The sequence below is a fragment of the Azotobacter armeniacus genome, assembly GCF_054779355.1.
In genome coordinates, this window is record NZ_BAAGYK010000049.1 from 1 (window position 1) to 25,221 (window position 25,221).

The following is a 25,221-nucleotide window of genomic DNA, read 5'->3' on the forward strand; positions in this document are numbered from 1 at the left end:
TTCACGCGCTACGACAAGCTTGACCTCATGTACGCCGCCTTCATCACTGTGGCTCTTATCGCTGAGGCCCTACGTTAGTGTTAACAGGCCATAGAGCATTTTCATCAAATACCAGATCACTGCTGCAACTGTAGGTCGGGTTAGCCGCAGGGCGTAACCCGACGCGACGGGCAATGCCGGGCAGGCTGTCGGGTTACGCTACGCTAACCCGACCTACGGAGCGGCCATCCACGCATATCGTTATCCTGATCGCCCCAAAAGGCGGACTCGAATAAGGTGAAACTGCTCTAGCCGGCCAGCCGCACGCCGTCGGATGCCGGCTTCGTCTCGCCGACTACAGCCAGAGGCCGTTGGCTGCTCCGGTACAGGCCGCCCAGCGAACGCCGCCAGGGCGCCAGCCAGTTCTCCCAACCCTCCTCCCATAGCTGCAGGTGCAGGCGCGCCAGGGCTACCGGGTCGCCGAGCAGGACCAGCCGGGCCCGGTCGTCGAGCCGTTCGGGGCCGGCGGCCAGGGCGTGGATCACGCGTTCCGCACGCTGCCGCTCGATCGCCGCCGACTGGCCGTGGCGCGTCGTGGCCATGGCGCAGGCCAGGGCGTTGCCGAGCGGATCAGCCACTGCCCGAACGAAGGCGCCGCCCAGCGCGCGCCGGCGGCTCTCCTGGGTATAGCGCTCGGTGGCACGCAGCTCGGCCGGGGTATCGTGCTCCTCGGGGATCAGGAACAGCTTCAGCTCGCGCAGGCGCCGGCCCAGACCGACCCGGCTGGAGAGCACCGATACCGGGATGGACAGCGTCAGGGCACCGACGATCGGCGCCAGCCACCAGAGGAGGCGCGGGTCCAGCCAGGCCACCAGCAGCGCCCAGACGGCGCCGAGCAGGGTCTGCGCGCCGTGCCGGCGCAGCGCCTCACCCCAGGAGGTAGAGCCGTCGTCACGACGCGGCGACTTCCACTGCACCGAGCGGCCAAGGAAGGCGCCGATCACGAAGCAGCTGTGGAAGAACATTCGCACCGGCGTCAGCAGGATGGAGCCGGACATTTCCATCAGCACGCTCAGGGTCACCCGAATCGCCCCGCCATAGGCGCGGGCCCCCTTGACCCAGACCAGCACCAGGCTGAGCAGCTTGGGCAGCACCAGCATGGTCAGGGTGCTGTAGAACAGCAGCATAGCCTCCTGGGGATACCAGGGCATCCAGACCGGGAACGGCCCCGATGCGCTGGCGGCACTCTGCGGCGTCAGCATCTGGTGCGCCGCCATCAGCGCGGTGGAGAGCAGCAGGAAGGTGAACCACAGCGGTGCCGACAGGTAGGACATCACCCCGGTGAAGAACACCGCGCGGTGCACCGGATGTATGCCCTTGACCAGGAACAGGCGGAAGTTCATCAGGTTGCCGTGGCACCAACGGCGATCGCGCTTGAGCTCGTCGAGCAGGTTCGGCGGCAGTTCCTCGTAGCTGCCCGGCAGGTCGTAGGCGACCCAGACGCCCCAGCCGGCACGGCGCATCAGCGCCGCCTCTACGAAGTCATGGGAAAGGATCGCCCCCGCGAAGGCGCCCTTGCCCGGCAGCGGCGCCAGCGCGCAGTGCTCGATGAACGGCTTGACGCGAATGATCGCGTTGTGCCCCCAGTAGTGCGACTCGCCGAGCTGCCAGAAGTGCATGCCGGCAGTCAGCAGCGGGCCGTAGACGCGGGTGGCGAACTGCTGCATGCGCGCATAGAGAGTGTCGCGGCCCGAGGCCTTCGGCGCGGTCTGAATGATCCCGGCCTCGGGATTGGCCTCCATCAGTCGCACCAGCTTGGTCAGGCACTCGCCACTCATCACGCTGTCGGCGTCCATCACCACCATGTAGCGATACTGACTGCCCCAGCGCCGGCAGAAGTCGTCGATGTTGCCACTCTTGCGCTTCACCCGGCGCCGCCGGCGACGGTAGAAGATGCGCCCGAAGCCGCCGGTTTCGCGACACAGCTCGAGCCAGGCCTGCTGCTCGGCGACGGCGATGTCCGCCGAGTTGGTGTCGCTGAGGATGAAGAAATCGAAGCGCTCCAGCTCGCCGCTGGTAGCCAGCGACTCGTAGGTCGCCCGCAGGCCGGCGAACACGCGCGGCACGTCCTCGTTGCAGATCGGCATGACGATGGCCGTGCGTACCTCGGCAGGAATCGGCGCCGCACCAATGCCAGCCGCGGAGATGAAGTGGCGGTCGCGGCCGCGCAGCAGCTCCCAGAAGCCCATCACCGCCGTCCAGAAGCCAGCGGACACCCAGCCGAAGAGCAGAGCGAAGAGGCTCAGGACGCACCCCTCGAGCAGATAAGGCAGCGCCGTGCCCAGGCTGTGCCAGGGACTGGGCGGAACGCCCTCGACAAACTGGACGAGCGTGGCGATGGACCAGTCGCAGCACGGCAGGATGTCCATCATGTAGCGGGTGGCCAGGGCGGTCGGGCCCAGCATCAGCAGCAGCAGGACGAGTCGGCGCAGCGAGGCGGTCCGCTGCCAGCTCGCCTCCGGCAGGTCGCGCAACGGCTGCGGCGAAGTTTTGCGGCCGGTGAGTCGGTGCCAGGCGCGCACCAGCAGGTTGCAGCCCCAGGGCTCGGGGATGACCCGGGTGCGACGGATCGGCGGCGCGGCCGCCAGGCGGGCATGGCCGGCTGCATCCATGGCGAGCACCCCGGCCGAGGCCAGCTCGTCGCCATAGCCCTCGGCCAGGCGCTGGCCAGCCGAGGCCAGAGCGGCGTCGCCAATTTTCGCCGGGGCGTCCTTGGCCAACCGGCGGTGCAGCTCGGCCAGCGAGCCGGCATCGGCCAGGCTCTCGCGCTCCGTCGCGGCCAGCGGCAGATGCCGCAGGTATTCGTCCAGCGGAGCTTGGAGGAAGATTCGATTATTCTTTGGCATGCAACTGGTAGCTCCAGATTTCGGTCAAGCGTCGGTTGTCCTTGATCAGTGCGGCGTACATCTTCACCGGCCGCTGCGGGTCCTTGATTTTTAGGCGCAGGGTAAGGCGCCAGTCCTGGATGGCCGGGTGATAGCGCAGGCTGTTCTCCAGCAGTTCGCCGTTATGGTCGATGCTGACTTGGCTGGCGAGCGGTGCATCCAGTGCCAGCACCCGCAGCGCCGGCCCCTCGAAGTCCACCAGCAGGAAAGTGCTGCCGTCGGCCTGACGGATCAGATCGCGCTGCTTCAGCTCCTCCATCGAGCGCAGGGTCTGCCTGACCCAAGCCGAATCCTGGGGATGCAGCGCTGTTTCGTCCTGCGCCCAGTGCAGGCGACAGGCAAAGCCCAGCAGGCTGGCCGGGCTCCAGAAGGAAACGGTGTTGTCACTGGTTTCATCCCGCGTAGGGATCTCCACCAGCTCCACGCTGCCCGGAGCCCCCTTGCCCGGCCGGCCGGCCGATCCGCACAGGTAGAGGGTGGAGCCGGCCAGCAGCAGACCGCGGCATGAAGCGATCGTCGATCGTCATTGCGCAAGGCTCGGGCATGGCAAAAGGGGGGATGGCAGGGCTCGGCGGCCGGCCACTCTAACCTATTGAAAAAATAGAGAAAATCCGAGATGCGCGGAAAGTCGCAAATTACTGATTTTTCCTTTGATTCAATCACTTAGATATTCTTCCAAATCCTTCACGAGACTCCGAAAAAAGGCGATGAGTGGCGCCCTGACAGGCAGGATAACAGCCGCAGATCTCAGGTATGAAGCAAAGGCATGGAAGAAAACTCGGCGCTTTCGGCCGGATTGCCTACCCGTCCTCGCCAAGGAAACCGGCACCCCGCCGGGCAGCAGCGCAAGGGGCTACGCCCGGGAGGCACCAGCACATTTGATGGTCGAAGCGATGGATCATCGCGACGAAGGCGAAGTACAGGGCGCGCAGGCCGCCCCCGTGCAGTCGGGCAAGATATTCTGTGCGTGGAAACCGCACTGGCACTCCGCTCTGAGCGTACCCGCCCCGCACTCCTACCGCCTCCGGCCAAGCAAAGCGCCGTTCAGGAATATCGCACACGCCCAGAGCCGGCTCGAGGCGCGGGCCGGCGGCGCCATCGTATGGCAGCCGCCTTCCGCCCCTTACCTCGCCAGCAGCGCTCCATCGACCTCCGACGTTGCCTCGCTGGCAGCACTGCTCCGGTACAGGCGACCCCGCGAGTGCCGCCACGGCACCAGCCAGTTGTCCTGGCCCTCCTCCCACAGCCGCAGGTGCAGGCGCGATAGTGCCACTGGGTCGCTCAGCAGGGCCAGACGGGTCTCGCCGTCGAGCTGTTCCGGTCCGACGGCCAGCGCCTGCTCCACGCGCTCGTGGCGCAGCGTCTCGACCACCCTGGCCGTGCCGTGCCGCGCCGTGCCCATGGCGCAGGCCAGGGCGTTGAGCAGCGGATCGACGGCCGCCCGGATGAAACCGTCCCTGAGTGCCTGCCGCCGGTTCTCTCGGGTGTACTCATCGGTGGCGCGCAGTTCCTGCGGCGTGTCGTACTCTTCGGGAATGAGGAACAGCTTCCAGTGGCGCGAGCGCAGACCCCATTTGACCCAGCTAGTGATCACCGACACCGGGATGGACAGTATCAGCGAGCCCAGGATGGGCGACAGCCACCAGAGGAAGCGGGGGTTCAGCCAGGCCACCAGCAGCGCCCAGGCGATGCCGAACAGGGTCTGTCCGCCATGCCGGCGCACTGCCTCGCTCCAGGAGGTGGCATCGTCGTCGCGCTGCGGCGACTTCCATTGCACCGACCAGCCGAGGAAGGCGGCGATCACGAAGCGGGTGTGGAAAAGCATGCGCACTGGCGCCACCAGCATCGAGAAGAACATCTCCAGAAGCATGCTCAAGGTCAGCTTGAACACGCCGCCGTAGGCCTTGGCCCCCTTCGCCCAGATCAGTATCACGCTGAGCAGCTTGGGCAGGAACAACAGGGTCAGGGTGGTGGAGAACAGCGCGATGGCGCGTTCCGGGTGCCATTGCGGCCAGATCGGGAAGAGCTGCTTCGGCGCCATGAAGTACTGCGGCTCCATCAACTGGTGTACTGCCAGCAGTGCGGTGGACAGCACCAGGAAGAAGAACCACAGCGGCGCCGACAGGTAGGACATCACCCCGGTGAGGAACACTGCGCGGTGCACCGGGTGCATGCCCTTGACCAGGAACAGGCGGAAGTTCATCAGGTTACCGTGGCACCAGCGGCGGTCACGCTTGAGCTCGTCGAGCAGATTCGGCGGCAGTTCTTCGTAGCTGCCCGGCAGGTCGTAGGCGATCCACACGCCCCAGCCGGCACGGCGCATTAGCGCGGCCTCGACGAAGTCGTGGGACAGGATCGCCCCGGCGAAGGCTCCCTTGCCCGACAGCGGTGCCAGCGCACAGTGCTCGATGAACGGCTTGATGCGGATGATCGCGTTATGCCCCCAGTAGTGCGACTCGCCGAGTTGCCAGAAGTGCAGGCCGGCGGTGAACAGCGGACCGTAGACGCGGGTGGCGTACTGCTGCATGCGTGCATAGAGGGTGTCCATGCCCGATGCCTTCGGTGCGGTCTGGATGATGCCGGCTTCGGGATTGGCCTCCATCAGCCGCACCAACTTGGTCAGGCACTCGCCGCTCATCACGCTGTCGGCGTCCATCACCACCATGTAGCGGTACTGACTGCCCCAGCGCCGGCAGAAGTCGTCGATGTTGCCGCTCTTGCGCTTCACCCGGCGCCGCCGGCGACGGTAGAAGATGCGCCCGAAGCCGCCGGTTTCGCGGCACAGTTCGAGCCAGGCCTGCTGCTCGGCGACGGCGATGTCCGCCGAGTTGGTGTCGCTGAGGATGAAGAAATCGAAGCGGTCCAGCTCACCGCTGGCGGCCACCGATTCGTAGGTGGCCCGCAGGCCGGCGAACACGCGCGGCACATCCTCGTTGCAGATCGGCATGACGATGGCCGTGCGCGCCTCGGCGGCGATCGGCTCGTTGCCCACGCTGCTGCCGGAGATGCGGTAGCGGTCACGCCCGGTGAGCAGTTCCCAGAAGCCCATCAGGGCAGTCCAGAAGCCGGCCGAGACCCAGCAGAAGAGGACGGTGAAAAGGGACAGCACACCGAACTGGATGACATACGGCAAGACCTGCCGCAGGCTCTGCAGCCAGCTCTGCCGCGTGATTTCCGCGAGATCGACGAAGGCCCAGCCCTGATAGGGCAGGATGTCCTTCATGTACCAGGTGGCAATGGTGGTCTGGCCCAGCATCAGCAGTAACAGGATGAGCCGGCGCAGCGAGCCGACCCGCTGCCAGCGTGCTTTCGGCAGGTCGCGGGTCGGCTTGGGTGGGCTCTGGCGGCCGGTGAGCCGTCGCCAGACGCGCACCAGCACGTTGGTGCGCCAGGGTTCGGGGATGACCTTGGTGCGCCGGATCGGCGGCGCAGTTGCCAGGCAGGCACGGCCAGCGGCGTCCATGCCGGGCATGCCGGCCTCGCCCGGCTCGCCGCCGCAGCCCAGCGCCAGGCGCCGGGAGGCCGAGGCCAGGGCGGCATCGCCGGCCTCCACCGGGGAGTCCCCGGCCAGCCGTTGGTGCAGTTCACTGAGCGAGCCGGCATCCGCCAGGCGCTCGCGCTCCGTCGCGTCCAGCGGCAGATGTTCGAGGTATTCGGCCAGCGGAGCCTTGGGGGGAGTCGGATTATTCATTGGCGGGCAACTGGTAGCTCCAAGTTTCGGACAGGGTCTTCTCGCCGTTGACCAGCGCGACACGCATCTCCGTCGGTTTCTTCGGATCCTTGACGCTGACCCGCAGCAACAGGCGCCACCCCTGGGTGGCCGGGTTGTAGCGCAGGCTGTTCTCCTTCACCTCGGCGTTGTCGTCGGTGCTGACCTGGGTGCTGACCGGCGCGTCCGGCGCCAGCGCCTTCAGCGAAGGCCCCTCGAAGTCGACGACCAGCGCCGTACTGCCGTCCGGCTGGCGGATCAGGTTCTTCTGCTTCACGTCGCCCACCGAGCGCAGGGTCTGCTTGACCCAAGCGGAATTCGGATCGTGCAACGCTGGCTCGTCGAGGGTCCAGTGCAGGCGGTAGCTGAAGTCCAGCGGCTGGCCCGGCTCCGGCAGGCTGGCCGGGCTCCAGAAGGCGACGATGTTGTCGTTGGTCTCGTCCGGCGTGGGAATTTCCACCAGTTGGACGCTGCCCTTGCCCCATTCGCCCTGCGGCTCGATCCAGGCGCTCGGACGCAGGTCGTAGCGGTCGTCCAGGTCCTCATAACGAGAGAACTCGCGGCCGCGCTGGAGTAGGCCGAAACCCTTCGGGTTCTCCACGCTGTAGCTGCTCACCGATAGGTGCCTTGGGTTGTTCAGCGGGCGCCAGATCCATTCATCATTGCCGGCATGGATCTGCAGGCCGGTGGAGTCGTGCAGCTCCGGACGGTAGTTGTGCTGTGCGGGGGGCTGGCTGGAGCCGAACAGGAACATGCTGGTCAGCGGCGCCAGGCCCAGCTTGCTGACCTTGTCGCGCAGGAACATGCGGGCCTTGACGTCAACCACGGCGTCGCTGCCCGGGCGCAGCACGAAGCGGTAAGCGCCGGTGGCACGCGGCGAGTCGAGCAGGGCGAAGATCACCAGGTGCTTGTCCTGCGGTTTTGGCTGCTCGATCCAGAATTCGCGAAAGTACGGGAACTCCTCGCCCGACGGCTGCGCCGTGTCGATCGCCAGGCCACGGGCGGACAGGCCGTAGGCCTGGCCCTTGCCGATCACGCGGAAGTAGCTGGCGCCGAGGAAGGTGGTGATCTCATCGTGCTTGTCCGCACCGTTGATCGGATAGAGCACGCGGAACCCGGCGTAGCCCAGATCCTTGGTCGCGTTCTGGTCGAACTTCAGGGCGCCGAAATCGAAACGCGCGGGGTCATAGGGGATTTCCGCGACCCGGTTGCCGGCGATTTCGTTGATCTTCACCGGCGTGTTGAAGTGCATGCCCTGGTGGTAGAAGCTCAGCTTGAACGGCGTCTTCCTGTCCGACCAGTGGGCCTTGTCCTCGCGGAAGCGGATCTGCTGGTAGTCGGCGAACTTCATGTTGCCGAACTCGGGAGGCAGGTTACTGACGGGAGCGGTGAATTTTTCACCGGCCAGGCTCTGCGCTTCTTCAGCCACATCGTCGAGGCCGAAGGCCCAGACCGGGGCGGGCCCCAGCGCCAGGATGAGAGTCCCTGCCAGCAACAAGCTATGCAGGTAGTTGCGTGGTGCAGTTAGAACAGACTGAGAAGACACGAATCCTCCTGTTGTCTAATATAAAAATAAAGGCGCTGCTTGTAAGGGCGGCGCCAAGAGACCAGCAAGTGGGACCGAAGTACTAATAACTGAGTTCCGCCTTGACACGCCAGCTTGACTCTGACCAGCAGGTGAAAATTCCGATACACGGAACATTAGATCCCCGCAGAGAGATACCGTTCCGATTCGGAGCTAGCGGGAAGTCTTCGCCAGGGAAACCAGCACTCCGCCCAACAGCCGCCCGAGGGTCACCGCTAGGGAAATCCAGGCCGGAGACTTGCCGATGATCCCGGCCAGGAAGATCTTCCCGCCGATGAACACCAGCGCCAGCGCGTACTCGAGGTAGCCGAAGCGGAAGACCATCGCCATGACGAAATAGAATCCGGCACGGCCGGCCACCCGTCGGGCCTTGCCGCGCCCTTCCCGGCAACCGTTAAGCTGAGGCATCGTCCCCCTCTGCTGGAGATCGCCATGCTTCCCCTGACCATTGACCTGCAACGATTGGAAAATGCCTTGGAGGGCGACGAAGCCGTCGATCACTACCTGGACCTGGACACCGGCGAGATTCTCGCGGTCGGCCCGCAGGCGCCGATCCCAGGTAGTGTCGAGAAGTATGACGTGCAGCCGCAGCGCTACCTGCCCATCGCCCCCCTGGCCGGCGCGCAGAGCCTGGCGATGCGCGAGGACTTTCTCTACACCCAGCCCGATCCCCATGCGCACCCCCTGCTCAGCCGCGCCCTGAGCGGGCGCCGGCCGCTGCGCACCTTCGACTACGGACTGGAACACTTTCCCCGGATGCGCGAGGCTTGGCACGCCTACCGGCAGCGGCGGCTGCGAGAATACGCCCTGGAATGGCTGGAAGACAACGGCCTGGAGCCGGCGAACGAACTCAGGTCTCGAGCAGGAAGGTCACCGGCCCGTCGTTGACCAGCTCGACCTGCATCTGAGCGCCGAAGCGCCCGCCGGCGACTTGCGGGTGCTGCTCCCGGGCCAGCGCCAGCAGCGCCTCGAAAAGTGCCTGGCCCTGGGCCGGCGGGGCGGCGCTGGAGAAGCTCGGGCGCAGGCCGCTCTTGGTATCGGCGGCGAGGGTGAACTGCGAGACCAGCAGCAGGCCACCGCCGACCTGGGCAAGGGACAGGTTCATGCGCCCCTCGGCGTCAGCGAACACCCGGTAGTTGAGCAGCCGGTAGAGCATCCGCCCGACGCTTTCCTGGCTGTCCTGCGGCTCGATACCGACCAGCGCCAGCAGGCCCTGGCCGATGGCGCCGACCTCCTCGCCGGCAACCGTCACCCGGGCCGCGGCGACCCGCTGGATCAGCGCCTTCATCAGGCCTCCTCGGGCGGCACGCCGAGCAGGCGCTGGGCGAGTTCGTTGGTGGCGCGCACCAGGGCATCGGCGATACCCGGCTCGCTGGCCGCGTGCCCGGCATCACGAATGATCTGCAGCTCGCTGTTCAGCCAGGCGCGGTGCAACTCCCAAGCATTATCCAACGGACAAACCACATCGTAGCGGCCATGCACGATCACCCCGGGCAGGTGGGCGATCCTCGGCATGTCGCGGAGCAGTTGGTCGGGGGCAAGGAAGGCGTCGTTGACAAAGTAGTGGCACTCGATACGGGAGATCGACAACGCATGCTCGTGGAAACGCTCGATCACGTCGGGATTGGGGCGCAGCGTGGCGGTGTGCCCCTCCCAGCCGGACCAGGCCTTGGCTGCCTGCATCTGGGCGATCTCGTCGCTGCCGGTGAGGCGCTTGTAGTAGGCATGCATCAGATCGCCGCGCTCCTCGGCAGGGATCGGCGCCAGGTAATCCTGCCAGAAGTCCGGGAACAGGTGGCTGGCGCCCTCCTGGTAGAACCAGTGGAAATCCTGCGGCCGGCACAGGAAGATGCCGCGCAGGATCAGTCCGAGGACCCGATCGGGATGGGTCTGGGCGTAGGCCAGCGCCAGGGTCGAACCCCAGGAGCCGCCGAACAGCACCCACTTGTCGATGCCCAGATGCTTGCGAATGTGTTCCATGTCCGCCACCAGATCCCAGGTGGTGTTGTTCTCCAGACTGGCGTGGGGCGTCGAACGCCCGCAGCCGCGCTGGTCGAAGGTGACGATGCGGTACAGATTCGGATCGAAGAAACGCCGGCTCATGGCATCGCACCCCGCCCCCGGCCCGCCATGGATGAACACCACCGGCAGGCCGTCCGGCGAACCGCTCTCGTCGACATACAACTCATGGGGATGATCCACCGCCAGCTGGTGGCGGGCGTAGGGTTTGATCTCTGGATACAAGGTTTGCATGCTCCGCTCCAAAGCTGAACAGGACCATCCGTCCCGGGGTAGCGGGCATCATAACGTCGAAAAGTGCCGCGGGCATGCGCCAAATCAGGCGAAATTTCCCGCCCGCCGCTACGCTTTTTTGCAAAGCGCCACGCCCCTGCCTAATGTTGACTCCAAGCGTAGCGCCGGCTGCTGCCGTGCAACGCCAATGCCCAGTGCGCCACGGAGCAGCCGCGCCATGCGCCCTGCCCTACGCCCCCGGCGCCTTGACGGCCGCGCGGGGAAAACAGCGGTGAGTATTGCCTATCTCGACGTGCACGACGCCCTGTCCAGCCGGCACAGCAGCAACGGTGGCCTCAGCTCGGTCGAATCCCTCAGACCACAGTTCGCCCGCCCGCTCGTGCACTGCCTAGCCCTGATGCTGTGGCCGGCGGCGGGGTTGGCCTTCTTCGCCAGCCTGCTGATGCTGGAAGAGGCACGCAAGTGGCTGGTGCGGCGCCGGCACCCTCCGCTCGCCGGGACCAGCCCATGAGCGGAGCATCGCACCAGCTGACCTTGATGCTCGGCCTGCTGCTGGCGTGCCCGCTGCGCGAGCTACTGGAGCGCCGCGCTGGCCTGCGCGGGGCTTGGCTGGACAGTCTCGTCCTCGGCCTGGTGATGGCCATGAGCGCCTTCCACGAGCAGTTGGAAATGCTCACGACGCTGGTCGTCAGCCCGGAAGTGGGCACGACCTTCCTCGGCACCCTGGGCGACGACTGGGACGCCCAGAAGGACTCCGCACTGGCCACGCCAGGGGCGCTCGCCGCCCTGGGGCTGCGCCGACTGCCCAGGCGGATCGGTCGGCGCAGGGGCTCGGCGGCCTGAAGCACCGGGACCTCTCCCACGAATCCGGAGCCGGCTACGCTTGATGCAAAGCGGACTCATCGCGGTGCCCAATACAGCGCTGTCGCCACAGGAGTGGAACATGGAAGCTTCTTTCCCACGCATCGGCATTGCCGGCGCCGGCGCCATCGGCTGCACGCTGGCCGCGCGTCTGGCGTGCAGCGGCCGGGCCGTCAACCTGCTGGCCCGCGGTGCAGCCCTGGCGGCGTTGCGCCGCGACGGCGTGCGCCTGACCGATCGGCAGGGCAACCACTGCGCAGCGGTGAATGCCTGCGACCGGGGCGCAGCGTTCGGCGCGCAGGATCTGCTGTTTCTCTGCACCAAGGCCCAGGATCTGCCGGCGCTGCTGCCGGACATCGAGCCCATGCTCGACAGTGATACCCTGGTGGTGCCAGTGGTCAACGGTGTGCCCTGGTGGTACTTCCTGGGCGAGGGCGGGCGTTTCGCCGGACAACACGTCGAGGCAGTCGATCCCGGCGGACGGCTCGCCGCGCGCCTGGCCCCGCCACGCCTCATCGGCTGCGTGGCGTTCATCACCGCCGAGTCCCCGGCACCCGGCATGGCCGTGTCCACCAATCCGCTGCAGATGGTCTTCGGCGAGCCGGACAACCGCCCGAGCGAACGCCTGGAGCGCCTGCGCGCGCTGCTCGAGGCGGCCGGCATCGAGGCCCGCGCGACCGAGCGCATCCGCGACGCGCTGTGGACCAAGATCATCGCCAACCTTACCTCCAACCCACTGTCGGTGATCAGCGGCGCCACCCTGGAGGAGGTCTATGCCAGCCCCGAATTGCACGAGCTGGTCTGCAGCCTGCTGCACGAGGGTCTGCTCGTCGCCGCCGCCTATGGCGCGCGGCTCGAACTCGACCCGCCGGGCTTTCTCGAGCGCGGCGCCGCCATGGGCGCAGCGCGCACCTCGATGCTGCAAGACCATGCGCGAGGACGCCCGCTGGAGCTGGCGGCGATCGGCGATGCCGTGCTCGAGCTGGCCGCCAGGCTGGACATTCCGCTGCCGCGCAGCCGCGAGATCATCGCCCTGGCGCGCTTCTGCAGCAGCCGGGGCCGCCCCCGGCAGACTCGAACACCCATCCCCAGACCCGAGAGCACTCCATGACCCGACTGCACCTGGAATTCCCCGAGCATGCCTTCCTCTACCGCACCGAGATGAGCGTGCGCAGCAGCGACATCAACGGCGCCCGGCACCTGGGCAACGACGCGCTGGTCTCGATGCTGTCCGAGGCGCGCTCGCGCTTCCTGTTCACCCACGGCATCGACGACAGCGGCGCCGAAACCACTGGCCCCGGAATCATCGTCACCGACCTCGCCACCCTCTACAAGGCCGAGGCCCAGGCCCGCAACCGGCTGCTGTTCGAGGTGGGCCTGGCGGACTTCAACAGGTACGGCGGCGACATCGTGTTCCGCGTCAGCCGTCCGGCCGACGGCACCCTCGTGGCCCTGGCCAAGTACGGCTTCGTGTTCTTCGACTACCGCGCCGGCAAGGTGGTGCCGATTCCCGAGGCGTTCGCCGCACGCTTCCCGGAGATCAACCGGCTGACGTAGCGCCCGGGACATGCACCGCCAGCCAGACCGTCGGGCCGGCCGGATCGGTGGCCTCGACGCGATGGCGCTCGCCAGCCGGAATCAGCAGATGATCGCCCACGCCCAGGGCGATCGGCTGCGGCTCGCTGGCCAGACGCAGCACCGCGCTGCCGGCCAGCAGCAGCACCCACTCGTCCCAGTCCTGGTCGTACCAGAAGCCCGGCGGGCTGGCCTGCCCCTGGGAGACGATGCGCTCCAGCCGGCAGCCGGGCAGGCTGAGCAGGTCGTCGAAGCACTCGCCCGCCGAGGCGTCGGGCAGCGGCTGGAAGAGATTGTGGCGGGACGGCATGAATGTTCCTTGCGGCGGTACGCGGTTGTGGCCGGAAGCTCTCAGTCTTCGGGTCGCCAGATCAGCAACTCGAGATCGTAGCCCTGCTCGCGGGCCAGTTTCAGCAGACGCTCGCGATCCTGCGGGGCGATAGTCATGTCGCGGGAGAGTATCCACAGGAACTCGCGGTCGGGGCTGCCGACCAGGGCCAGGCGGTACTCCGGATCGACATGCAGCACCCAGTAATCGCCCTCGGCCAGGACCGGGAAACGGTAACCGAAAACATTGTAAAAGCGCACCCAGAGCCGGTCGGTGCGGCCTCTTTCCAGCGGCCTGGCCGTGCCGCGGGCTTCCAGCCATTCGCCAGCGGCCGTGCGGCAGCGGTTGAGCACGGCCAAATCGCCGGAGGCCAGCAGGCGGTAATGGGCCTCGGCCTGGCGGCATCGACTCTGGAAGGGCACCGGCAGACGCGCCAGCTCGTACCAGGTGCCCTGGTAGCGTTCGAGATCCAGCGGGCCGACCGTGCGCGGCGGTTCCCTGCCCCAGTAGGCGCAGCCACCGAACAGCAGGCCGAGTCCGGCCAGGCCGAGCGAACGCCACGGCCCGGCCCGTTTCACCGCAGGCCCTGCCCGGAGAACAGCAGCACCTTGTCGCCGCCGTACTGCACGCTGATGAAGGTCTGCTGGTCGCCCCAGGTGCAACTGGAGAAGCCGAAGGCCCCGGAGCAGTCGGTGGGCTTGCCGAGCAACTGCTCGACGTCGGTCCGGGTCATGCCGGGCTTGAGCCGGGAATAGTTCTCCTGGTTGAGCTTGTCGTTGCAGGCGGCCAGCAGGAGACAGAGGGACAGCAGGGCGAAACGACGCAACATCGATGGAAATCCTGGCAAGGGAGAAGCGGCAAGCTTGACACAACAGCACCCCCGACTGGCGCCGGAGGTCCACAAGAGAGAAGCGGAGTCGGCGGAAAATGCCGACCTGGCCACAATCGGAGCGCTGCCGCCTCCGCCCGGCGACGGCAGCCCGGAGCGGGGATCAGTCCTTTTGATGATAGTCGGTGATGCGTGCGACCTCCTCCTTCGAGCCTAGGAACACCGCCACCCGCTGGTGCAGGGATTCGGGCTGGATGTCGAGAATGCGCTGGGTGCCGTTGGTGGCGGAGCCGCCGGCCTGCTCGATGATGAAGGACATCGGGTTGGCCTCGTACATCAGACGCAGCTTGCCGGGCTTCTCCGGCTCGCGGGCGTCGCGCGGATACATGAAGATACCGCCGCGGGTGAGGATACGGTGCACGTCGGCCACCATGGAGGCGATCCAGCGCATGTTGTAGTTCTTGTCCAGCGGGCCGCTCTTGCCGGCCAGCAGCCCCTCCACGTAGCGCTGAACCGGCGGCTCCCAATGGCGCTGATTGGACATGTTGATGGCGAACTCGACGGTGGTTTCCGGCACGCGCAGATTGTCGTGGCTGAGCACGAAGCTGCCCAGCTCGCGGTCGAGGGTGAAGCCCTTGACGCCATCGCCGAGGGTCAGCATGAGCATGGTCTGCGGACCGTAGATGGCATAGCCGGCGGCCACCTGGCAAGTGCCCGGCTGGAGGAAGGCCTGCTCGTTGAGGCTGTCGTTCTGGCTCAGGTACTGGTCCGGGCAACGCAGCACCGAGAAGATGGTGCCAACCGAGACGTTGACATCGATGTTGCTCGAGCCGTCCAGCGGGTCGAACACCAGCAGGTAGGCGCCCTTCGGGTACTTGCCGGGGATCTGGTAGGCATTGTCCATCTCCTCGGAGGCCATGCCGGCCAGATGGCCGCCCCACTCGTTGGCCTCCAGGAGGATTTCATTGGACATCACGTCGAGCTTCTTCTGTACCTCGCCCTGCACATTCTCGGTGCCCATGCTGCCGAGCACCCCGCCCAGCGCGCCTTTGGACACCGCATGGCTGATTTCCTTGCAGGCACGCGCCACAACCTCGATGAGGAAGCGCAAGTCGGCCGGGGTATTGTTACTGCGGGTCTGCTCGATCAGATAGCGGCTCAGGGTTACGCGGGACATGGAAATGGCTCCGGGGGATGGACAATCCGCGCATCTTAGCGCGACTGGGTGGACGATGCCTCTTTCAGACCGGGACGGCCGGCGCAGGTTCAGCGCTTCGCCCGCGGGCGAAGCGACAGACTGACTCACGCCGGCAGCCGCCAGATCTCGCGGGCGTATTCGCGGATGGTGCGGTCGGAGGAGAACCAGCCCATCCGCGCGGTGTTCATCACCGCCGAGTGCCACCACTGGCTCGGCACGCGCCAGCGCGCCTCGACCTCGCGCTGGGCCTGCCAGTAGGCCTCGAAGTCGGCACAGACCATAAAATTGTCATGGTGCAGCAGCCCGTCGACCAGCCCGGCGTAGCGCCCCGGATCGTCCGGCGAGAAGACCCCGCTGCGGATCGCCGTGAGCACCTCGGACAGTCGCGGCGAGGCGGCCACGGCGGCCGCGCCGCCCAGCTCGCCGGAGCGCCGGCGCGCCTCCACCTGCTGCGCACCGAGGCCGAAGATGAACATGTGCTCGGCGCCGATGCGCTCGCACATCTCCACGTTGGCACCGTCCATGGTGCCGATGGTCAGCGCGCCGTTGAGGGCGAACTTCATGTTGCTGGTCCCGGAGGCTTCCATGCCGGCGGTGGAGATCTGTTCGGAGAGGTCCGCTGCCGGAATGATGACCTCCGCCAGGCTGACGTTGTAGTTGGGCAGGAAAGCCACCTTGAGGCAGCCGCGCACCGTGGGGTCGCCGTTCACCGTGCGGGCGATGTCGTTGGCCAGCTTGATGATCAGCTTGGCCTGGTGGTAGTTGGCCGCCGCCTTGCCGGCGAAGATCTTCACCCGCGGCCCCCAGTCCACCCCCGGCTCGTCGCGGATCGCCTGGTAGAGCGCCACGCAGTGCAACAGGTTGAGCAACTGGCGCTTGTACTCGTGGATGCGCTTGACGTGCACGTCGAACAGCGCCTCGGGATCGAGGACGATGCCCAGGCGTTCCTGCACCAGCGCAGCGAGGACTTCCTTGTTGTGCCGGCGCTGGGCGCGGAAGTGCTGGTGGAAGGCGCTCTGCCCGGCCTGCGCCTCGAGCCCGCCGAGCAGATTCTCTGGATCGTCCAGCAGACCCTCACCGAGCGCGCCGACCAAGAGCGCGGTGAGCCGCGGGTTGCTCTGGTAGAGCCAACGACGGAAGGTGATGCCGTTGGTCTTGTTGCTGATCCGCTCGGGATAGAGGCGGTGCAGCTGGGCGAACACGGTTTTGCGCATCAGCTCGGTGTGCAGCGCCGAGACGCCGTTGACGCTGTGCGAGCCGAGGAACGCCAGGTTGCCCATGCGCACCCTCCGACCGTGCTCCTCCTCGATCAGCGAGACTGCCCGCAGCAGGTCGAAGTCGTGCATACCCTGAACGCGCAGGTGGTCGATATGCTGAGCGTTGATCAGGTAGATGATCTGCATGTGACGTGGCAGGAGGCGCTCCATCAGTGCCACCGGCCAGGTCTCCAGGGCCTCGGGGAGCAGCGTGTGGTTGGTGTAGGAGAGGGTCGCCACGGTCAGCTCCCAGGCCTTGTCCCAGGCCAGGTCGTGGACGTCGATCAGCAGCCGCATCAGCTCGGCCACGGCTATCGCCGGGTGGGTGTCGTTGAGCTGGATGGCGGTGTACTCGGGCAGGTCGAACAGGCTGCCGCGCTGCTTGATATGCCGGCGTAGCAGATCCTGCAGCGAGGCGGAAACGAAGAAGTACTCCTGGCGCAGGCGCAGCTCCTGGCCGGCGGCAGTGTCGTCCGCCGGGTAGAGCACCCGCGAGATGCTCTCGGCGCGCACCGACTCGGCCACCGCACCGAGGTGGTCGCCGGCGTTGAAGCGCTCCAGGTGCAGGTCGGTCTCGGCCCGCCCGCGCCACAGGCGCAGGGTGTTCACGCTGTGCCGACGCCAGCCGACGATCGGCGTGTCGTAGGCGATGGCGCGCATTTCCTCGGCCGGCTGCCAGACGTGGCACTGTCGACCGCCCACGCCGCCCACGCAGGCCACGCTGCCGCCGAAGCTGATCCGGTAACTGACCTCGGGCCGTTCGAACTCCCAGGGGTTGCCGAACTCCAGCCAGGTCTCGGTCTGCTCCTGCTGCCAGCCGTCGACGATGGTCTGGCGAAACAGCCCGTAGTCGTAGCGGATACCGTAGCCGTAGGCGGGAATGCCGAGAGTCGCCATGCTCTCCATGAAGCAGGCCGCCAGCCGGCCGAGGCCGCCGTTGCCCAACGCCGCATCCGGCTCGAGCTCGCGGATACGCTCCAGATCGACGCCCAGCTCGGCCAGCGCGCTACGCGCGACCTCGAGCAGGCCGAGGTTGCTCAGGCTGGCAAGGAGGATGCGTCCGACGAGGAACTCCAGCGACAGGTAGTAGACGCGCTTGCGGTCCTGGCGATAGGCGCGGCTGGTGTGGTCCATCCAGATCTCCACCAGATGATCACGGGCGGCCAGGGCGACGGCCTCGAACCAGTCGAAATCGGCAGCGTGCTCGGGGTCCTTGCCCACCGCATATTTCAACTTGTCGACGATCCGCGCGCGGAATGCAGCGACTTCTTCGGGAACAGACGACAGCTCGGGCATAACGGCAATCTCGCTGGATGGCAGTGGCGGGACAGGGATTCGTCCCTCGACGGCGCAACAGCCGTGCACTCTCCTGATCAAGCATGCACAAAGCGGGCGAAACCGCCAGACGGATGCACCGACAAGCGGATTTGCCGCTATCATCGCGCGCCCCCTGCCGATGCTCCGGACCGATGAAGAAGCCGCCGATCCTCGCCCCCGCCGACCCCGACCGCCTGGAAACCTGGGTCCGCTACCGCCCGAGCCTGTGTCGCGACTGCCAGGCGACCTGCTGCAGCCTGCCGGTAGAGGTGCGCCTTGGCGACCTGATCCGCATGGGCCTGGCGGACGCCTTCGAGCAGGACGAGCCGGCCAAGCAGATCGCCCGCCGACTGATGAAGGCCGGCATTGTCGAGCACTTCAACCACAAGCGGGAAATCTTCACCCTCTCCCGCCACAGCAATGGCGACTGCCTCTACCTGGAGCCGCGCACGCGTCTGTGCACCCTTTACGAGCAGCGCCCGGATACCTGCCGCAATCACCCACAGATCGGGCCGCGCCCGGGATACTGCGCCTGGCAGCCGAAGGTACCGGCCTGAAGGCTCGGCAGCGAGCCTGTGGTCCTGCTCTCACCAGAGCCAACCGAGCCACAACAGCACCGCCAGCAGCCAGGCGCTGAAGGGCAGTGCTGCGCCTCGCCAGAGGCGGTTCCAGTGCCGCTCGCGACGGCGCCAGTTCACCTTGTCCGGGTGCAGCTCGGGGGCAGGCAGGGGCGGTCGGCGCAGCAGCCGGGTGACCCGCAGAGACAGCCCCAGCGCCAGGTTCGAGCGACGACTCAGGGGCTCCGGCACCGACCAGCCGCAGCACACCGCCAGAGTCGCCAGGGTCGCCGCCAGCAACAGTGGCCAGAGCAGCTTCCACACGCCATCCAGACTCAGACTGACCAGCAACGGCAGGCGCAGCCCGGGCCACAGCCAGGGCAGCAGCAGCGGCAGACTGCTGAGCAGCGCCCAGGGCAGCCACTGGGCCAGCGGCGGCGACCGCGGCGGGGCATGCTCCGCGTCCCGGCGCAGCAGCCAGAGCGCGCGCAGCAGCAATAACGCAGTCCCGGCGCTGCCCAGGCTCAGCCAGGGCTGCCAGACGCTGTAGGCGCTCTCGTTCCAGGCGTCCTTCAGGGCCGTCTTGACCGCCCCGCCGCTGCTCAGCGGCAGACCCATCAACGCCAGCGCCGGCACGCTCAGCAGCAGCCAGCACGGCCAGCGCAGACGCCCGCCGTGGCACAGGCCGGCAGCGAGGAACAGCGCGCCCTTGGCTAGCCCGTGGTGCACCCCGTAGAGCACCAGCAGCGTGGCGAGCGCCGACGCCTGGGCGGGATGGCGCCAGGCCAGAGCGTGAACCATCAGGAACCAGCCCATCTGACTCACCGAGGACCAGGCCAGGGCCTCCTTGGCCTTGCTGCTGCACAGCCCGTGCAGCACGGCATAGAGCGCGCCGAACATGCCGGTCGCCAACAGCGTCCCGGACCAGCCGACGAGCAGCGGGTCGTCCTCCGGCAGGCAACGCCAGAGGCCGAGGATGCCGGCCTTGAGCATCGCCCCGGAGAGCACCGCGCTGGCCGGCGCCGGCGCGGCCGGATGGGCCAGTGGCAACCACAGGTGCAGCGGCCAGAAACCGGCCTTCAACCCGAGGCCAAGGAGCAGCAGGACCAGGGTCAGGCCGTCCAGCGGCAAGGCCCTCCAGGCGACGAAGGAGAAATCGCCGCCGGCGGCATGGCTGCGCAGCAAGAAACCGGCGAGCAGGAAGATCTCGCCGAGCACCGCCAGCTGCAGATAGAGACGTCCAGCGCGGCGCGGCCCGGGGCCGCCCAGGTGTACCACCAGGCCATAGGCGGCCAGGCTCATGACACTGAAGCCCAGGTAGAAACTCAGCGCATCGCTGGCGATGATCAGCAATAGATTGCCGGCCAGGGCCAGCAGCCAGAAGCTCCAGAAACGCAGACGGCGCGAATCGCCGGCCAGGCTGCTGGCGCCGAACACCCCGGCGCAGCTCCAGAGCAGTGCGCTGAAGCCCAGCCAGGCGCGACTCAGCTCGTCATCGTGCCCCCAGCGCTCGCCGGCCCACAGCCAGGGCAGATCCACCGGCGGCGGCTGGAAGAACACCATGGCCAGCGCCGGAATGCAGGCCAGCGAAAGCCAGGGAATCGCCCGCTCCCGCCAGACCAGCAGCCCCACGCCGGCGAGCAGCGGCGCCAGCGGCACCAGCAGCCAGAGCCAGGCGCCCGTCACAGCGCGAACTCCCGCTCGACGATCAGCCGGCTCCAACCCAGCGGACTGATGACGCTGCCGGCGAACAGGCCGACCAGCAGCGACAGCAGCGCGGTGAGCAGCGGCGGCAGCAACAGCATCCAGTGCGTCTCCCAGCGCTCGCCGGCCCAGCGTCCATGCTGCCAGTCGGCCGGGGCGGCGAACCAGCCGCGCCAGAGCAGCGGCAGGAAGTAAGCGGCGTTGAGCAGCGCCGAGCCGAGCAGCACCAGCAGCACCCAGTCCTGGCCCACCTGCAGGGCACCGAGGCCCAAGTACCACTTGCTGACGAAGCCGGCGATCGGCGGCACCCCGATCATGCCCAGCGCGCCGACGCTGAAGGCCGCCATGGTCAGCGGCATGCGCCGGCCGATGCCGTCCATCTCGCGGATGCGATGCACGCCGAGGGTCTCGGTGAAGTTGCCGGCGCAGTAGAACAGGGTCACCTTCATCAGCCCCTGGTGGACCAGATGCACCAGCCCGCCGATCGCCGCCAGCGGGCCGAGCAGCGCCACGCCGAGGGTGATATAGGAGACTTGGCTGATCGTCGAGTAAGCCAGGCGCTTCTTCAGCTCCTGCTGCTGCAGGGCGCGCAGCGAACCATAGAAGATGGTCGCCGCGGCCAGCCAGAGCAAAGGCTGCATCAGGTCCAGGCGCTGCAGGGGCTCGGCACCATAGACGTCGTAGACTATCCGCATGATGCCGAAGGCCCCGGCCTTGACCACCGCCACCGCATGCAACAGGGCGCTGACCGGCGCCGGCGCCACCATCGCCTGGGGCAGCCAACCGTGCAGCGGAATCAGCGCGGCCTTGACCCCGAGGCCGCCGACCAGCAGGACGAAAGCCACCCGCAAGGCGAAAGCGTGCTCCTCGAGCTGCCCCGCCAGATAGCCGCCGGCCTGGAACGCGGGGCTGCCGGTCAAGCCGTGGAGCAGTGCCACCCCGGCCAGCAGCAGCGTGCCGCCACCCAGGGTGTAGGCCAGATAGACGCGCCCGGCGTGCAGCGATACGGTGGTGCCGCGGTGCACCACCAGGGGGAAGGTGGCCAGGGTCAGCAGCTCGTAGAACACCAGGAAACTGACCAGGTTGCCGGCCAGCGCCAGGCCGACGGTGGCGCTGACGCAGAGGCTGAAGAAACCGAAGAAGCGCGAGCGCAGCGGCGAGTTTTCCAGATAGCCGATGGCGTAGACGGTGGTCGCCAGCCAGAGTACCGAGGACAACGCGACGAACAGCAGGGACAGCGCATCGGCATGCAACAGCAGCGGCGCGCCGGGCAGGAACGGCAGGCTGAAGCGGAACTCCAGGCCAAGCGCCACGCCCACCAGCATGGCGCCGACCAGCACCAGCTTGACCAGCGCCCCGCCGAGGTTGAGGACGATGCGCAGGCGATGCTGCTCCTCGCGCAGGGCGAAGATCAGCAGGCCCGGCAGCAGCGAACTGAACACCACCGCCAGAGGCAACAGGCTGCCACCTTTCATCGCGCCACCTCGTCGAGCCAGAGCAGCAGCGGCTCGACGAACGGCGCCAGCCCCCAGGCCAGCAGCGCCGGCAACAGCGCCAGCCAGTGCGCCAGGCGGTCCTGGCGCCGGGCCGGCGACGGCGACCCGGCCCGGCCGAAGCCCAGCGCCACCACACGGAACACATAGGCGCCGGACATCAGCGTGCCGAGCAGCACACCCAGCGCCCAGGGCCAGCGCTGCGGCTGCTCGAGCAGCGGTTGCAGCAACAGCCACTTGGCCAGGAAGCCGCCGCTCGGCGGCAGGCCGACCAGACTGCTTCCGGCCATGCCGAAGGCGAGCATCGCCAGCGGCAGGCTCTGGCTGGCGCCGACAAGGGCCTGCACCCGCCGGCTGCCGGAGCCGCGCTGCAACTCGCCGGCAGCCAGGAACATCGCCACCTTGGCCAGCCCGTGGGCGAACACGAACAGCCACAGCGCCGCCTCCAGGCGCGGCTCCCGCCAGTGCAGCAGCAAGCCCAGGCCGAGCAGCGCATAGCCCAGCTGGGCGACCGTGGAATAGGCCACCAGGGTCTTCAGCCACGGCGAGCGCAACGCCGACCAGCCGCCGGCGAGCAGGGCCAGCAGGCCGGCCGCTGCCAGCAGCGGGCCGGCCTGCTGGCCCAGCTCGGCCGGCGCAATGTCCTTCCACAGCAGCCAGAGGATGTACAGCGGGCCCTTCACCACCAGCCCCGAGAGCAGCGCGCTCACCGCGCTCGGCGCGCCGGCGTGGGCGGGTGGCAGCCAGAGGTGCAACGGCCAGAGAGCCGCCTTGAGCATCAGCCCCAGGCTCATCAGCAGCAAGGCCAGGCGAGTGCTGGCATCGATGCCGGCCAGCTCGCCGAGCAGCACCAGGTCGAGCACCCCGTAACGGCCGTAGAGCACCGCCACCCCCAACAGGTAGGCCAGCGAGCCGGCCAGCGACAGCAGCAGATAGTTCAGCGCCGGCGGATAGGCTCGGGGACCGGCCAGGGCGATCAGCGCCACCGCAGCGAGGCCGAGCAGCTCGAGGGTCACATAGAGATTGAACAGGTCGGCCGACAGCCAAAGCGCCGCCAGCGCCGCCTGCAACAGGCAGGACAGCGGCCAGAAGTCCTCGCTGCCGATGGCATGCCGACTACGCGCGGCATACAGCGCCACCAGCAGCTGCAACAGGGCGCTGAACAGCAGCAGCAGGGCCGCCAGCGGCGTTAGCCGGAAGCGGATCGCCAGCCCCGCAGCCCAGCCGCCGAGGTGTAGCAGCTGGCTGCCCTGCTCCAGCACCTGCTGCAGCGCCGCGCCGGCGGCCAGCAGGCTGGCGAGGCTGATGGCGATCACCCAGCGCCCGCCGGACGGGCGTAGGAGCATCAACAGCAGACCGCCCGCCAGCGGCAGCGACAGGCAGAGCAGCGCCGGGGTCATTCGCCGCGCTCCCGCTGCGCGGCACCGGCCAGGCGCAGTGCCAGGGCAGTGGCGCTGATCGCCACCACCAACCCGGTGACCACCAGCGCCTGCAGCAGCGGGTCGGCCGGCGTACGGCGCACGGCCAGGGCGATCAGCACCAGGAACACCCCGCTGCCCATCAGGTTGACAGCGATGATCCGCCGCAGCGCCTGGCGCAGGCAGAGCAGACCGTGCAGGCCGAGCAGCCAGAGCATGGCCCCGATGCCCAGGTAAAACAGCGTACTGCTCATGGCGCCGGCTCCTCCTGCTCGCCGATCACCAGCAAGCTCAAGCTGAGGGCAACGGACAGGGCCGCCGCCGCCTCGATCAGCAGGATCAGGGGCCCGGCCCAGACCGCCGGATAGCTCAGCCAGCCCGCGCCCAGCCAGGCGCCGCCGGCAGCCACGGCGACGAACAGCAGCAGGCCGAACAGCACCGCCAGGCGCAGCGGCCAATACGACCAGCGCAGCGCCGGCAGCAGGCCGGCCAGGCGCAGCAGCACCAGGGCAGCGGCCAGCAGCGCACCGGCCTGGAAGGCCCCTCCCGGGGCGTGACTGCCGCGCCACAGCAGGTAGCCTCCGACCATCACCAGCAGCGGCGCGAGGATCCGACTCCAGGCCTGCAGCAGCGGCCAGGGCGAGCTGACCACGAAGCGCGCCGGCCCGAGCTGCCGGGCGCCGAGCAGGGCGAGCAGCAGCACGGCCAGCTCCAGCAGGGTGTCCCAGGCCCGGAAGTTCAGCAGCACGGCGGTCACCGGGTGGCTGACGCCGCTGTCCGCCAGATGCCGCTGCGCCAGTGCCGGCAGCGGCGCGCCCCCCCCCATGGCCGGTACTAGGCCCTGCCCCAGCAGCATCAGCAGCGGCAGCAGGACGGCCGCCGCGGCCAGCCGGCGCCGTCCCGGCGCATCCGCCGCGCCGTCCGGCCGGGGCTGGCGGGCCAGGGCGACGAACAGCAGCACACCGGTCAGTCCGGCGCCGATGGCGGCCTCGGCCAGGGCCAGATCGGCCGCCCCCAGGCGCGCCCAAACCAGCGCCAGGATCAGGCCGAAGGCCATGAACAGCAGGACCCCCGCGTAAAGGCTGCGCACATGCAGGGCACCCGCGGCAAGACCGAGCAGCAGCAGGCCGAGCATGCCGTCGAGCAACCATTCAGTCATCGCTCTGCTCCCCGCGGGCCTGACGCGCCAGCAACTGGCAGGCCGTGGCGCTGGAAGCCAGCAACAGCAGCCAGATCAGCAACAGCCGGGCGATCAGCCATGGACTGTCGGCACGACAGATCAACCCGGCCACCACCAGACCGAGGCCGAGGGTGTCAGCCTTGGTCAATGCATGCAGGCGGCTGAACACGTCGGGAAAGCGCAGCAGGCCGATACTGCCGGCGGCGAAAAACAGCAAGCCGCCGCCCAACAGCAGCCAGCTCAGTCCGTTCAGCAGCGCCTCAGTCATGCCCCCGCCCCAACTGCACCAGGGCGGCGACGGCCACGGCCGCCAGCAGTGCCAGCAGCAGCGCCACATCGACCAGAGCCGGCTGCGTCTGCCACTCGGCCAGCACCAGCAGCACGGCGGTGCCGCTGGTGCCGATCAGTTGGATCGCCAGCAGACGGTCGACCCGCTCCGGCCCGCGCAGCACCCGTACCAGCCCGACAGCCATGGTCAGCAGCAGCAATCCCGCATAGATCGCCATCAGCCGCCCGTCCCTGCGCCGCACAACCGCGCAAGGCGTCGCTCCAGCTCGGCGACGGTGGCCTGCCAGGCTTGCCGCCGGTCGAGCACGTGCACGCGCAGGCAATCACCGTCGACCTGCGAGGACAGGGTGCCGGGCAGCAGACCGATCAGCGCCGAAAGCAGCAGGCGCACGCGCGGCGATCTGCAGGCCAGCGGATAGTCGAGCCAGGCCGGCGAAAGCGGCAGGCGCGGGTGCAGGGCACGGCGGGCAACATCCCAGCCACCGGCGAACATGTGCATGACGAAGAACAGCACAAAGCCCGGCAACGCCGGCAGATGCACGCGCAGGAGCGGCAGGCCCAGCCAGACCGCCAAGCCCGTCGCCAGCAGCACCATGGGCGCACCCAACTCCCAGCCGCGGCCCTCGGCGAGCAACGCCCAGAGCACGGTGTAGAGCAGTGCCCAGCAGAATCCGCTGGCAGAGCTGCGGCACCGCCTGGACCGCTCCATCGCCTTCCTCCTTGGTCAACGGGCATGCCGCCGACTG

General features: G+C 67.9%; 25 protein-coding genes and 1 pseudogene. 6 read left to right on the forward strand and 20 right to left on the reverse strand.

Annotation, left to right across the window (positions count from 1 at the left end; translation table 11 throughout):
- Positions 1 to 287 precede the first annotated feature (287 nt).
- The 5 genes and pseudogenes from mdoH (ACYVD0_RS10460) to ACYVD0_RS10480 form a co-directional block, all read right to left on the reverse strand.
- Positions 288 to 2,885, reverse strand: coding sequence for a glucans biosynthesis glucosyltransferase MdoH (mdoH, locus tag ACYVD0_RS10460; protein ID WP_460426766.1), 2,598 nt, complete (start codon positions 2,883 to 2,885; stop codon positions 288 to 290).
- On the reverse strand, positions 2,872 to 3,348 hold the full coding sequence (locus tag ACYVD0_RS10465; protein WP_460426767.1) for an OpgD/OpgG family glucan biosynthesis protein: 477 nt from the start codon (positions 3,346 to 3,348) through the stop codon (positions 2,872 to 2,874). Before ACYVD0_RS10465 ends, mdoH (ACYVD0_RS10460) begins: the two co-directional genes overlap by 14 nt.
- A gap of 699 nt (positions 3,349 to 4,047) precedes the next feature.
- Positions 4,048 to 6,615 (reverse strand): glucans biosynthesis glucosyltransferase MdoH, encoded by a 2,568-nt coding sequence (mdoH, locus tag ACYVD0_RS10470; RefSeq protein WP_460426768.1) that lies wholly within the window; start codon positions 6,613 to 6,615, stop codon positions 4,048 to 4,050.
- Positions 6,608 to 8,179 (reverse strand): glucan biosynthesis protein G, encoded by a 1,572-nt coding sequence (locus ACYVD0_RS10475; RefSeq protein ID WP_460426769.1) that lies wholly within the window; start codon positions 8,177 to 8,179, stop codon positions 6,608 to 6,610. The genes mdoH (ACYVD0_RS10470) and ACYVD0_RS10475 overlap by 8 nt, the downstream gene beginning before the upstream one ends.
- Before the next feature lie 192 nt (positions 8,180 to 8,371).
- Positions 8,372 to 8,545, reverse strand: a pseudogene (locus tag ACYVD0_RS10480) (TerC family protein); the annotation flags it as partial.
- 105 nt (positions 8,546 to 8,650) lie between these two features.
- Here ACYVD0_RS10480 and ACYVD0_RS10485 point away from each other — a divergent pair.
- Positions 8,651 to 9,106 carry a UPF0158 family protein gene (locus ACYVD0_RS10485; protein WP_460426770.1) on the forward strand — a complete coding sequence of 152 codons (456 nt, stop codon included), beginning with the start codon at positions 8,651 to 8,653 and terminating at the stop codon, positions 9,104 to 9,106.
- Here ACYVD0_RS10485 and dtd read toward each other — a convergent pair.
- Both dtd and pip read right to left on the reverse strand, forming a co-directional pair.
- Complete coding sequence (gene dtd / locus ACYVD0_RS10490) at positions 9,069 to 9,506, reverse strand: D-aminoacyl-tRNA deacylase (protein WP_460426771.1); 438 nt, start codon at positions 9,504 to 9,506, stop codon at positions 9,069 to 9,071. The genes ACYVD0_RS10485 and dtd overlap by 38 nt on opposite strands.
- Positions 9,506 to 10,471, reverse strand: coding sequence for an alpha/beta hydrolase family protein (gene pip, locus ACYVD0_RS10495; protein WP_460426772.1), 966 nt, complete (start codon positions 10,469 to 10,471; stop codon positions 9,506 to 9,508). Before pip ends, dtd begins: the two co-directional genes overlap by 1 nt.
- 271 nt (positions 10,472 to 10,742) lie before the next feature.
- Here pip and ACYVD0_RS10500 point away from each other — a divergent pair, with 271 nt between their 5' ends.
- The 4 genes from ACYVD0_RS10500 (at position 10,743) to ACYVD0_RS10515 (ending at position 12,889) form a co-directional block, all read left to right on the forward strand.
- A complete protein-coding gene (locus tag ACYVD0_RS10500) occupies positions 10,743 to 10,982 on the forward strand; it encodes a hypothetical protein (RefSeq protein ID WP_460426773.1) in 240 nt (79 codons plus the stop codon).
- Positions 10,979 to 11,314, forward strand: a complete 336-nt coding sequence (locus ACYVD0_RS10505; protein WP_460426774.1) for a DUF2238 domain-containing protein — start codon at positions 10,979 to 10,981, stop codon at positions 11,312 to 11,314. The genes ACYVD0_RS10500 and ACYVD0_RS10505 overlap by 4 nt, the downstream gene beginning before the upstream one ends.
- Positions 11,315 to 11,414: 100 nt before the next feature.
- Entirely contained in the window at positions 11,415 to 12,443 is a 1,029-nt protein-coding gene (locus tag ACYVD0_RS10510) for a ketopantoate reductase family protein (protein ID WP_460426775.1), read from the forward strand.
- On the forward strand, positions 12,440 to 12,889 hold the full coding sequence (locus ACYVD0_RS10515; protein WP_460426776.1) for a thioesterase family protein: 450 nt from the start codon (positions 12,440 to 12,442) through the stop codon (positions 12,887 to 12,889). The genes ACYVD0_RS10510 and ACYVD0_RS10515 overlap by 4 nt, the downstream gene beginning before the upstream one ends.
- Here ACYVD0_RS10515 and ACYVD0_RS10520 read toward each other — a convergent pair.
- The 5 genes from ACYVD0_RS10520 to ACYVD0_RS10540 all read right to left on the reverse strand — a co-directional run bounded on the left by ACYVD0_RS10520 (position 12,873) and on the right by ACYVD0_RS10540 (position 17,814).
- Positions 12,873 to 13,217, reverse strand: a complete 345-nt coding sequence (locus tag ACYVD0_RS10520) for a cupin domain-containing protein (protein WP_460426777.1) — start codon at positions 13,215 to 13,217, stop codon at positions 12,873 to 12,875. The genes ACYVD0_RS10515 and ACYVD0_RS10520 overlap by 17 nt on opposite strands.
- Before the next feature lie 41 nt (positions 13,218 to 13,258).
- Complete coding sequence (locus ACYVD0_RS10525; protein ID WP_460426778.1) at positions 13,259 to 13,813, reverse strand: lipocalin family protein; 555 nt, start codon at positions 13,811 to 13,813, stop codon at positions 13,259 to 13,261.
- The gene (gene bamE / locus ACYVD0_RS10530; protein ID WP_460426779.1) at positions 13,810 to 14,064 is read right to left on the reverse strand and encodes an outer membrane protein assembly factor BamE domain-containing protein; all 255 of its coding nucleotides are present in this window, start codon (positions 14,062 to 14,064) and stop codon (positions 13,810 to 13,812) included. Before bamE ends, ACYVD0_RS10525 begins: the two co-directional genes overlap by 4 nt.
- A 163-nt stretch (positions 14,065 to 14,227) precedes the next feature.
- Positions 14,228 to 15,241: a class 1 fructose-bisphosphatase gene (locus tag ACYVD0_RS10535; protein WP_460426780.1), complete on the reverse strand. Its 1,014-nt coding sequence runs from the start codon at positions 15,239 to 15,241 to the stop codon at positions 14,228 to 14,230.
- Between the two features lie 125 nt (positions 15,242 to 15,366).
- Entirely contained in the window at positions 15,367 to 17,814 is a 2,448-nt protein-coding gene (locus ACYVD0_RS10540; protein ID WP_460426781.1) for a glycogen/starch/alpha-glucan phosphorylase, read from the reverse strand.
- A 173-nt stretch (positions 17,815 to 17,987) separates the two neighbouring features.
- Between ACYVD0_RS10540 and ACYVD0_RS10545 the strand changes: the two genes are divergently transcribed.
- Positions 17,988 to 18,392, forward strand: coding sequence for a YkgJ family cysteine cluster protein (locus ACYVD0_RS10545; RefSeq protein ID WP_460426782.1), 405 nt, complete (start codon positions 17,988 to 17,990; stop codon positions 18,390 to 18,392).
- A gap of 30 nt (positions 18,393 to 18,422) precedes the next feature.
- Here the strand turns inward: ACYVD0_RS10545 and ACYVD0_RS10550 are convergent, their stop codons facing one another.
- From ACYVD0_RS10550 to ACYVD0_RS10585, 8 genes are read right to left on the reverse strand one after another with little or no spacing between them, the layout of a single operon-like run.
- A complete protein-coding gene (locus ACYVD0_RS10550; protein ID WP_460426783.1) occupies positions 18,423 to 20,078 on the reverse strand; it encodes a proton-conducting transporter transmembrane domain-containing protein in 1,656 nt (551 codons plus the stop codon).
- Positions 20,075 to 21,571, reverse strand: coding sequence for a complex I subunit 5 family protein (locus tag ACYVD0_RS10555; RefSeq protein WP_460426784.1), 1,497 nt, complete (start codon positions 21,569 to 21,571; stop codon positions 20,075 to 20,077). Before ACYVD0_RS10555 ends, ACYVD0_RS10550 begins: the two co-directional genes overlap by 4 nt.
- Positions 21,568 to 22,989: a proton-conducting transporter transmembrane domain-containing protein gene (locus ACYVD0_RS10560; RefSeq protein WP_460426785.1), complete on the reverse strand. Its 1,422-nt coding sequence runs from the start codon at positions 22,987 to 22,989 to the stop codon at positions 21,568 to 21,570. Before ACYVD0_RS10560 ends, ACYVD0_RS10555 begins: the two co-directional genes overlap by 4 nt.
- A complete protein-coding gene (locus ACYVD0_RS10565) occupies positions 22,986 to 23,261 on the reverse strand; it encodes an NADH-ubiquinone oxidoreductase chain 4L (RefSeq protein WP_460426786.1) in 276 nt (91 codons plus the stop codon). The genes ACYVD0_RS10560 and ACYVD0_RS10565 overlap by 4 nt, the downstream gene beginning before the upstream one ends.
- A complete protein-coding gene (locus ACYVD0_RS10570; protein ID WP_460426787.1) occupies positions 23,258 to 24,166 on the reverse strand; it encodes a Na(+)/H(+) antiporter subunit B in 909 nt (302 codons plus the stop codon). The genes ACYVD0_RS10565 and ACYVD0_RS10570 overlap by 4 nt, the downstream gene beginning before the upstream one ends.
- Entirely contained in the window at positions 24,159 to 24,455 is a 297-nt protein-coding gene (locus ACYVD0_RS10575) for a monovalent cation/H(+) antiporter subunit G (protein ID WP_460426788.1), read from the reverse strand. The genes ACYVD0_RS10570 and ACYVD0_RS10575 overlap by 8 nt, the downstream gene beginning before the upstream one ends.
- Positions 24,448 to 24,693 (reverse strand): monovalent cation/H+ antiporter complex subunit F, encoded by a 246-nt coding sequence (locus tag ACYVD0_RS10580; RefSeq protein ID WP_460426789.1) that lies wholly within the window; start codon positions 24,691 to 24,693, stop codon positions 24,448 to 24,450. Before ACYVD0_RS10580 ends, ACYVD0_RS10575 begins: the two co-directional genes overlap by 8 nt.
- Complete coding sequence (locus tag ACYVD0_RS10585; protein ID WP_460426790.1) at positions 24,693 to 25,184, reverse strand: Na+/H+ antiporter subunit E; 492 nt, start codon at positions 25,182 to 25,184, stop codon at positions 24,693 to 24,695. The genes ACYVD0_RS10580 and ACYVD0_RS10585 overlap by 1 nt, the downstream gene beginning before the upstream one ends.
- Positions 25,185 to 25,221: the final 37 nt, after the last annotated feature.

Coding starts and splice junctions, on each gene's coding strand:
- mdoH (WP_460426766.1), bottom strand. CDS start 2,885: ATGCCAAAGAATAATCGAATCTTCCTCCAAGCTCCGCTGGACGAATAC.
- mdoH (WP_460426768.1), bottom strand. CDS start 6,615: ATGAATAATCCGACTCCCCCCAAGGCTCCGCTGGCCGAATACCTCGAA.
- ACYVD0_RS10485 (WP_460426770.1), top strand. CDS start 8,651: ATGCTTCCCCTGACCATTGACCTGCAACGATTGGAAAATGCCTTGGAG.
- dtd (WP_460426771.1), bottom strand. CDS start 9,506: ATGAAGGCGCTGATCCAGCGGGTCGCCGCGGCCCGGGTGACGGTTGCC.
- pip (WP_460426772.1), bottom strand. CDS start 10,471: ATGCAAACCTTGTATCCAGAGATCAAACCCTACGCCCGCCACCAGCTG.
- ACYVD0_RS10505 (WP_460426774.1), top strand. CDS start 10,979: ATGAGCGGAGCATCGCACCAGCTGACCTTGATGCTCGGCCTGCTGCTG.
- ACYVD0_RS10510 (WP_460426775.1), top strand. CDS start 11,415: ATGGAAGCTTCTTTCCCACGCATCGGCATTGCCGGCGCCGGCGCCATC.
- ACYVD0_RS10515 (WP_460426776.1), top strand. CDS start 12,440: ATGACCCGACTGCACCTGGAATTCCCCGAGCATGCCTTCCTCTACCGC.
- ACYVD0_RS10520 (WP_460426777.1), bottom strand. CDS start 13,217: ATGCCGTCCCGCCACAATCTCTTCCAGCCGCTGCCCGACGCCTCGGCG.
- bamE (WP_460426779.1), bottom strand. CDS start 14,064: ATGTTGCGTCGTTTCGCCCTGCTGTCCCTCTGTCTCCTGCTGGCCGCC.
- ACYVD0_RS10535 (WP_460426780.1), bottom strand. CDS start 15,241: ATGTCCCGCGTAACCCTGAGCCGCTATCTGATCGAGCAGACCCGCAGT.
- ACYVD0_RS10540 (WP_460426781.1), bottom strand. CDS start 17,814: ATGCCCGAGCTGTCGTCTGTTCCCGAAGAAGTCGCTGCATTCCGCGCG.
- ACYVD0_RS10545 (WP_460426782.1), top strand. CDS start 17,988: ATGAAGAAGCCGCCGATCCTCGCCCCCGCCGACCCCGACCGCCTGGAA.
- ACYVD0_RS10555 (WP_460426784.1), bottom strand. CDS start 21,571: ATGAAAGGTGGCAGCCTGTTGCCTCTGGCGGTGGTGTTCAGTTCGCTG.
- ACYVD0_RS10560 (WP_460426785.1), bottom strand. CDS start 22,989: ATGACCCCGGCGCTGCTCTGCCTGTCGCTGCCGCTGGCGGGCGGTCTG.
- ACYVD0_RS10565 (WP_460426786.1), bottom strand. CDS start 23,261: ATGAGCAGTACGCTGTTTTACCTGGGCATCGGGGCCATGCTCTGGCTG.
- ACYVD0_RS10570 (WP_460426787.1), bottom strand. CDS start 24,166: ATGACTGAATGGTTGCTCGACGGCATGCTCGGCCTGCTGCTGCTCGGT.
- ACYVD0_RS10575 (WP_460426788.1), bottom strand. CDS start 24,455: ATGACTGAGGCGCTGCTGAACGGACTGAGCTGGCTGCTGTTGGGCGGC.
- ACYVD0_RS10580 (WP_460426789.1), bottom strand. CDS start 24,693: ATGGCGATCTATGCGGGATTGCTGCTGCTGACCATGGCTGTCGGGCTG.
- ACYVD0_RS10585 (WP_460426790.1), bottom strand. CDS start 25,184: ATGGAGCGGTCCAGGCGGTGCCGCAGCTCTGCCAGCGGATTCTGCTGG.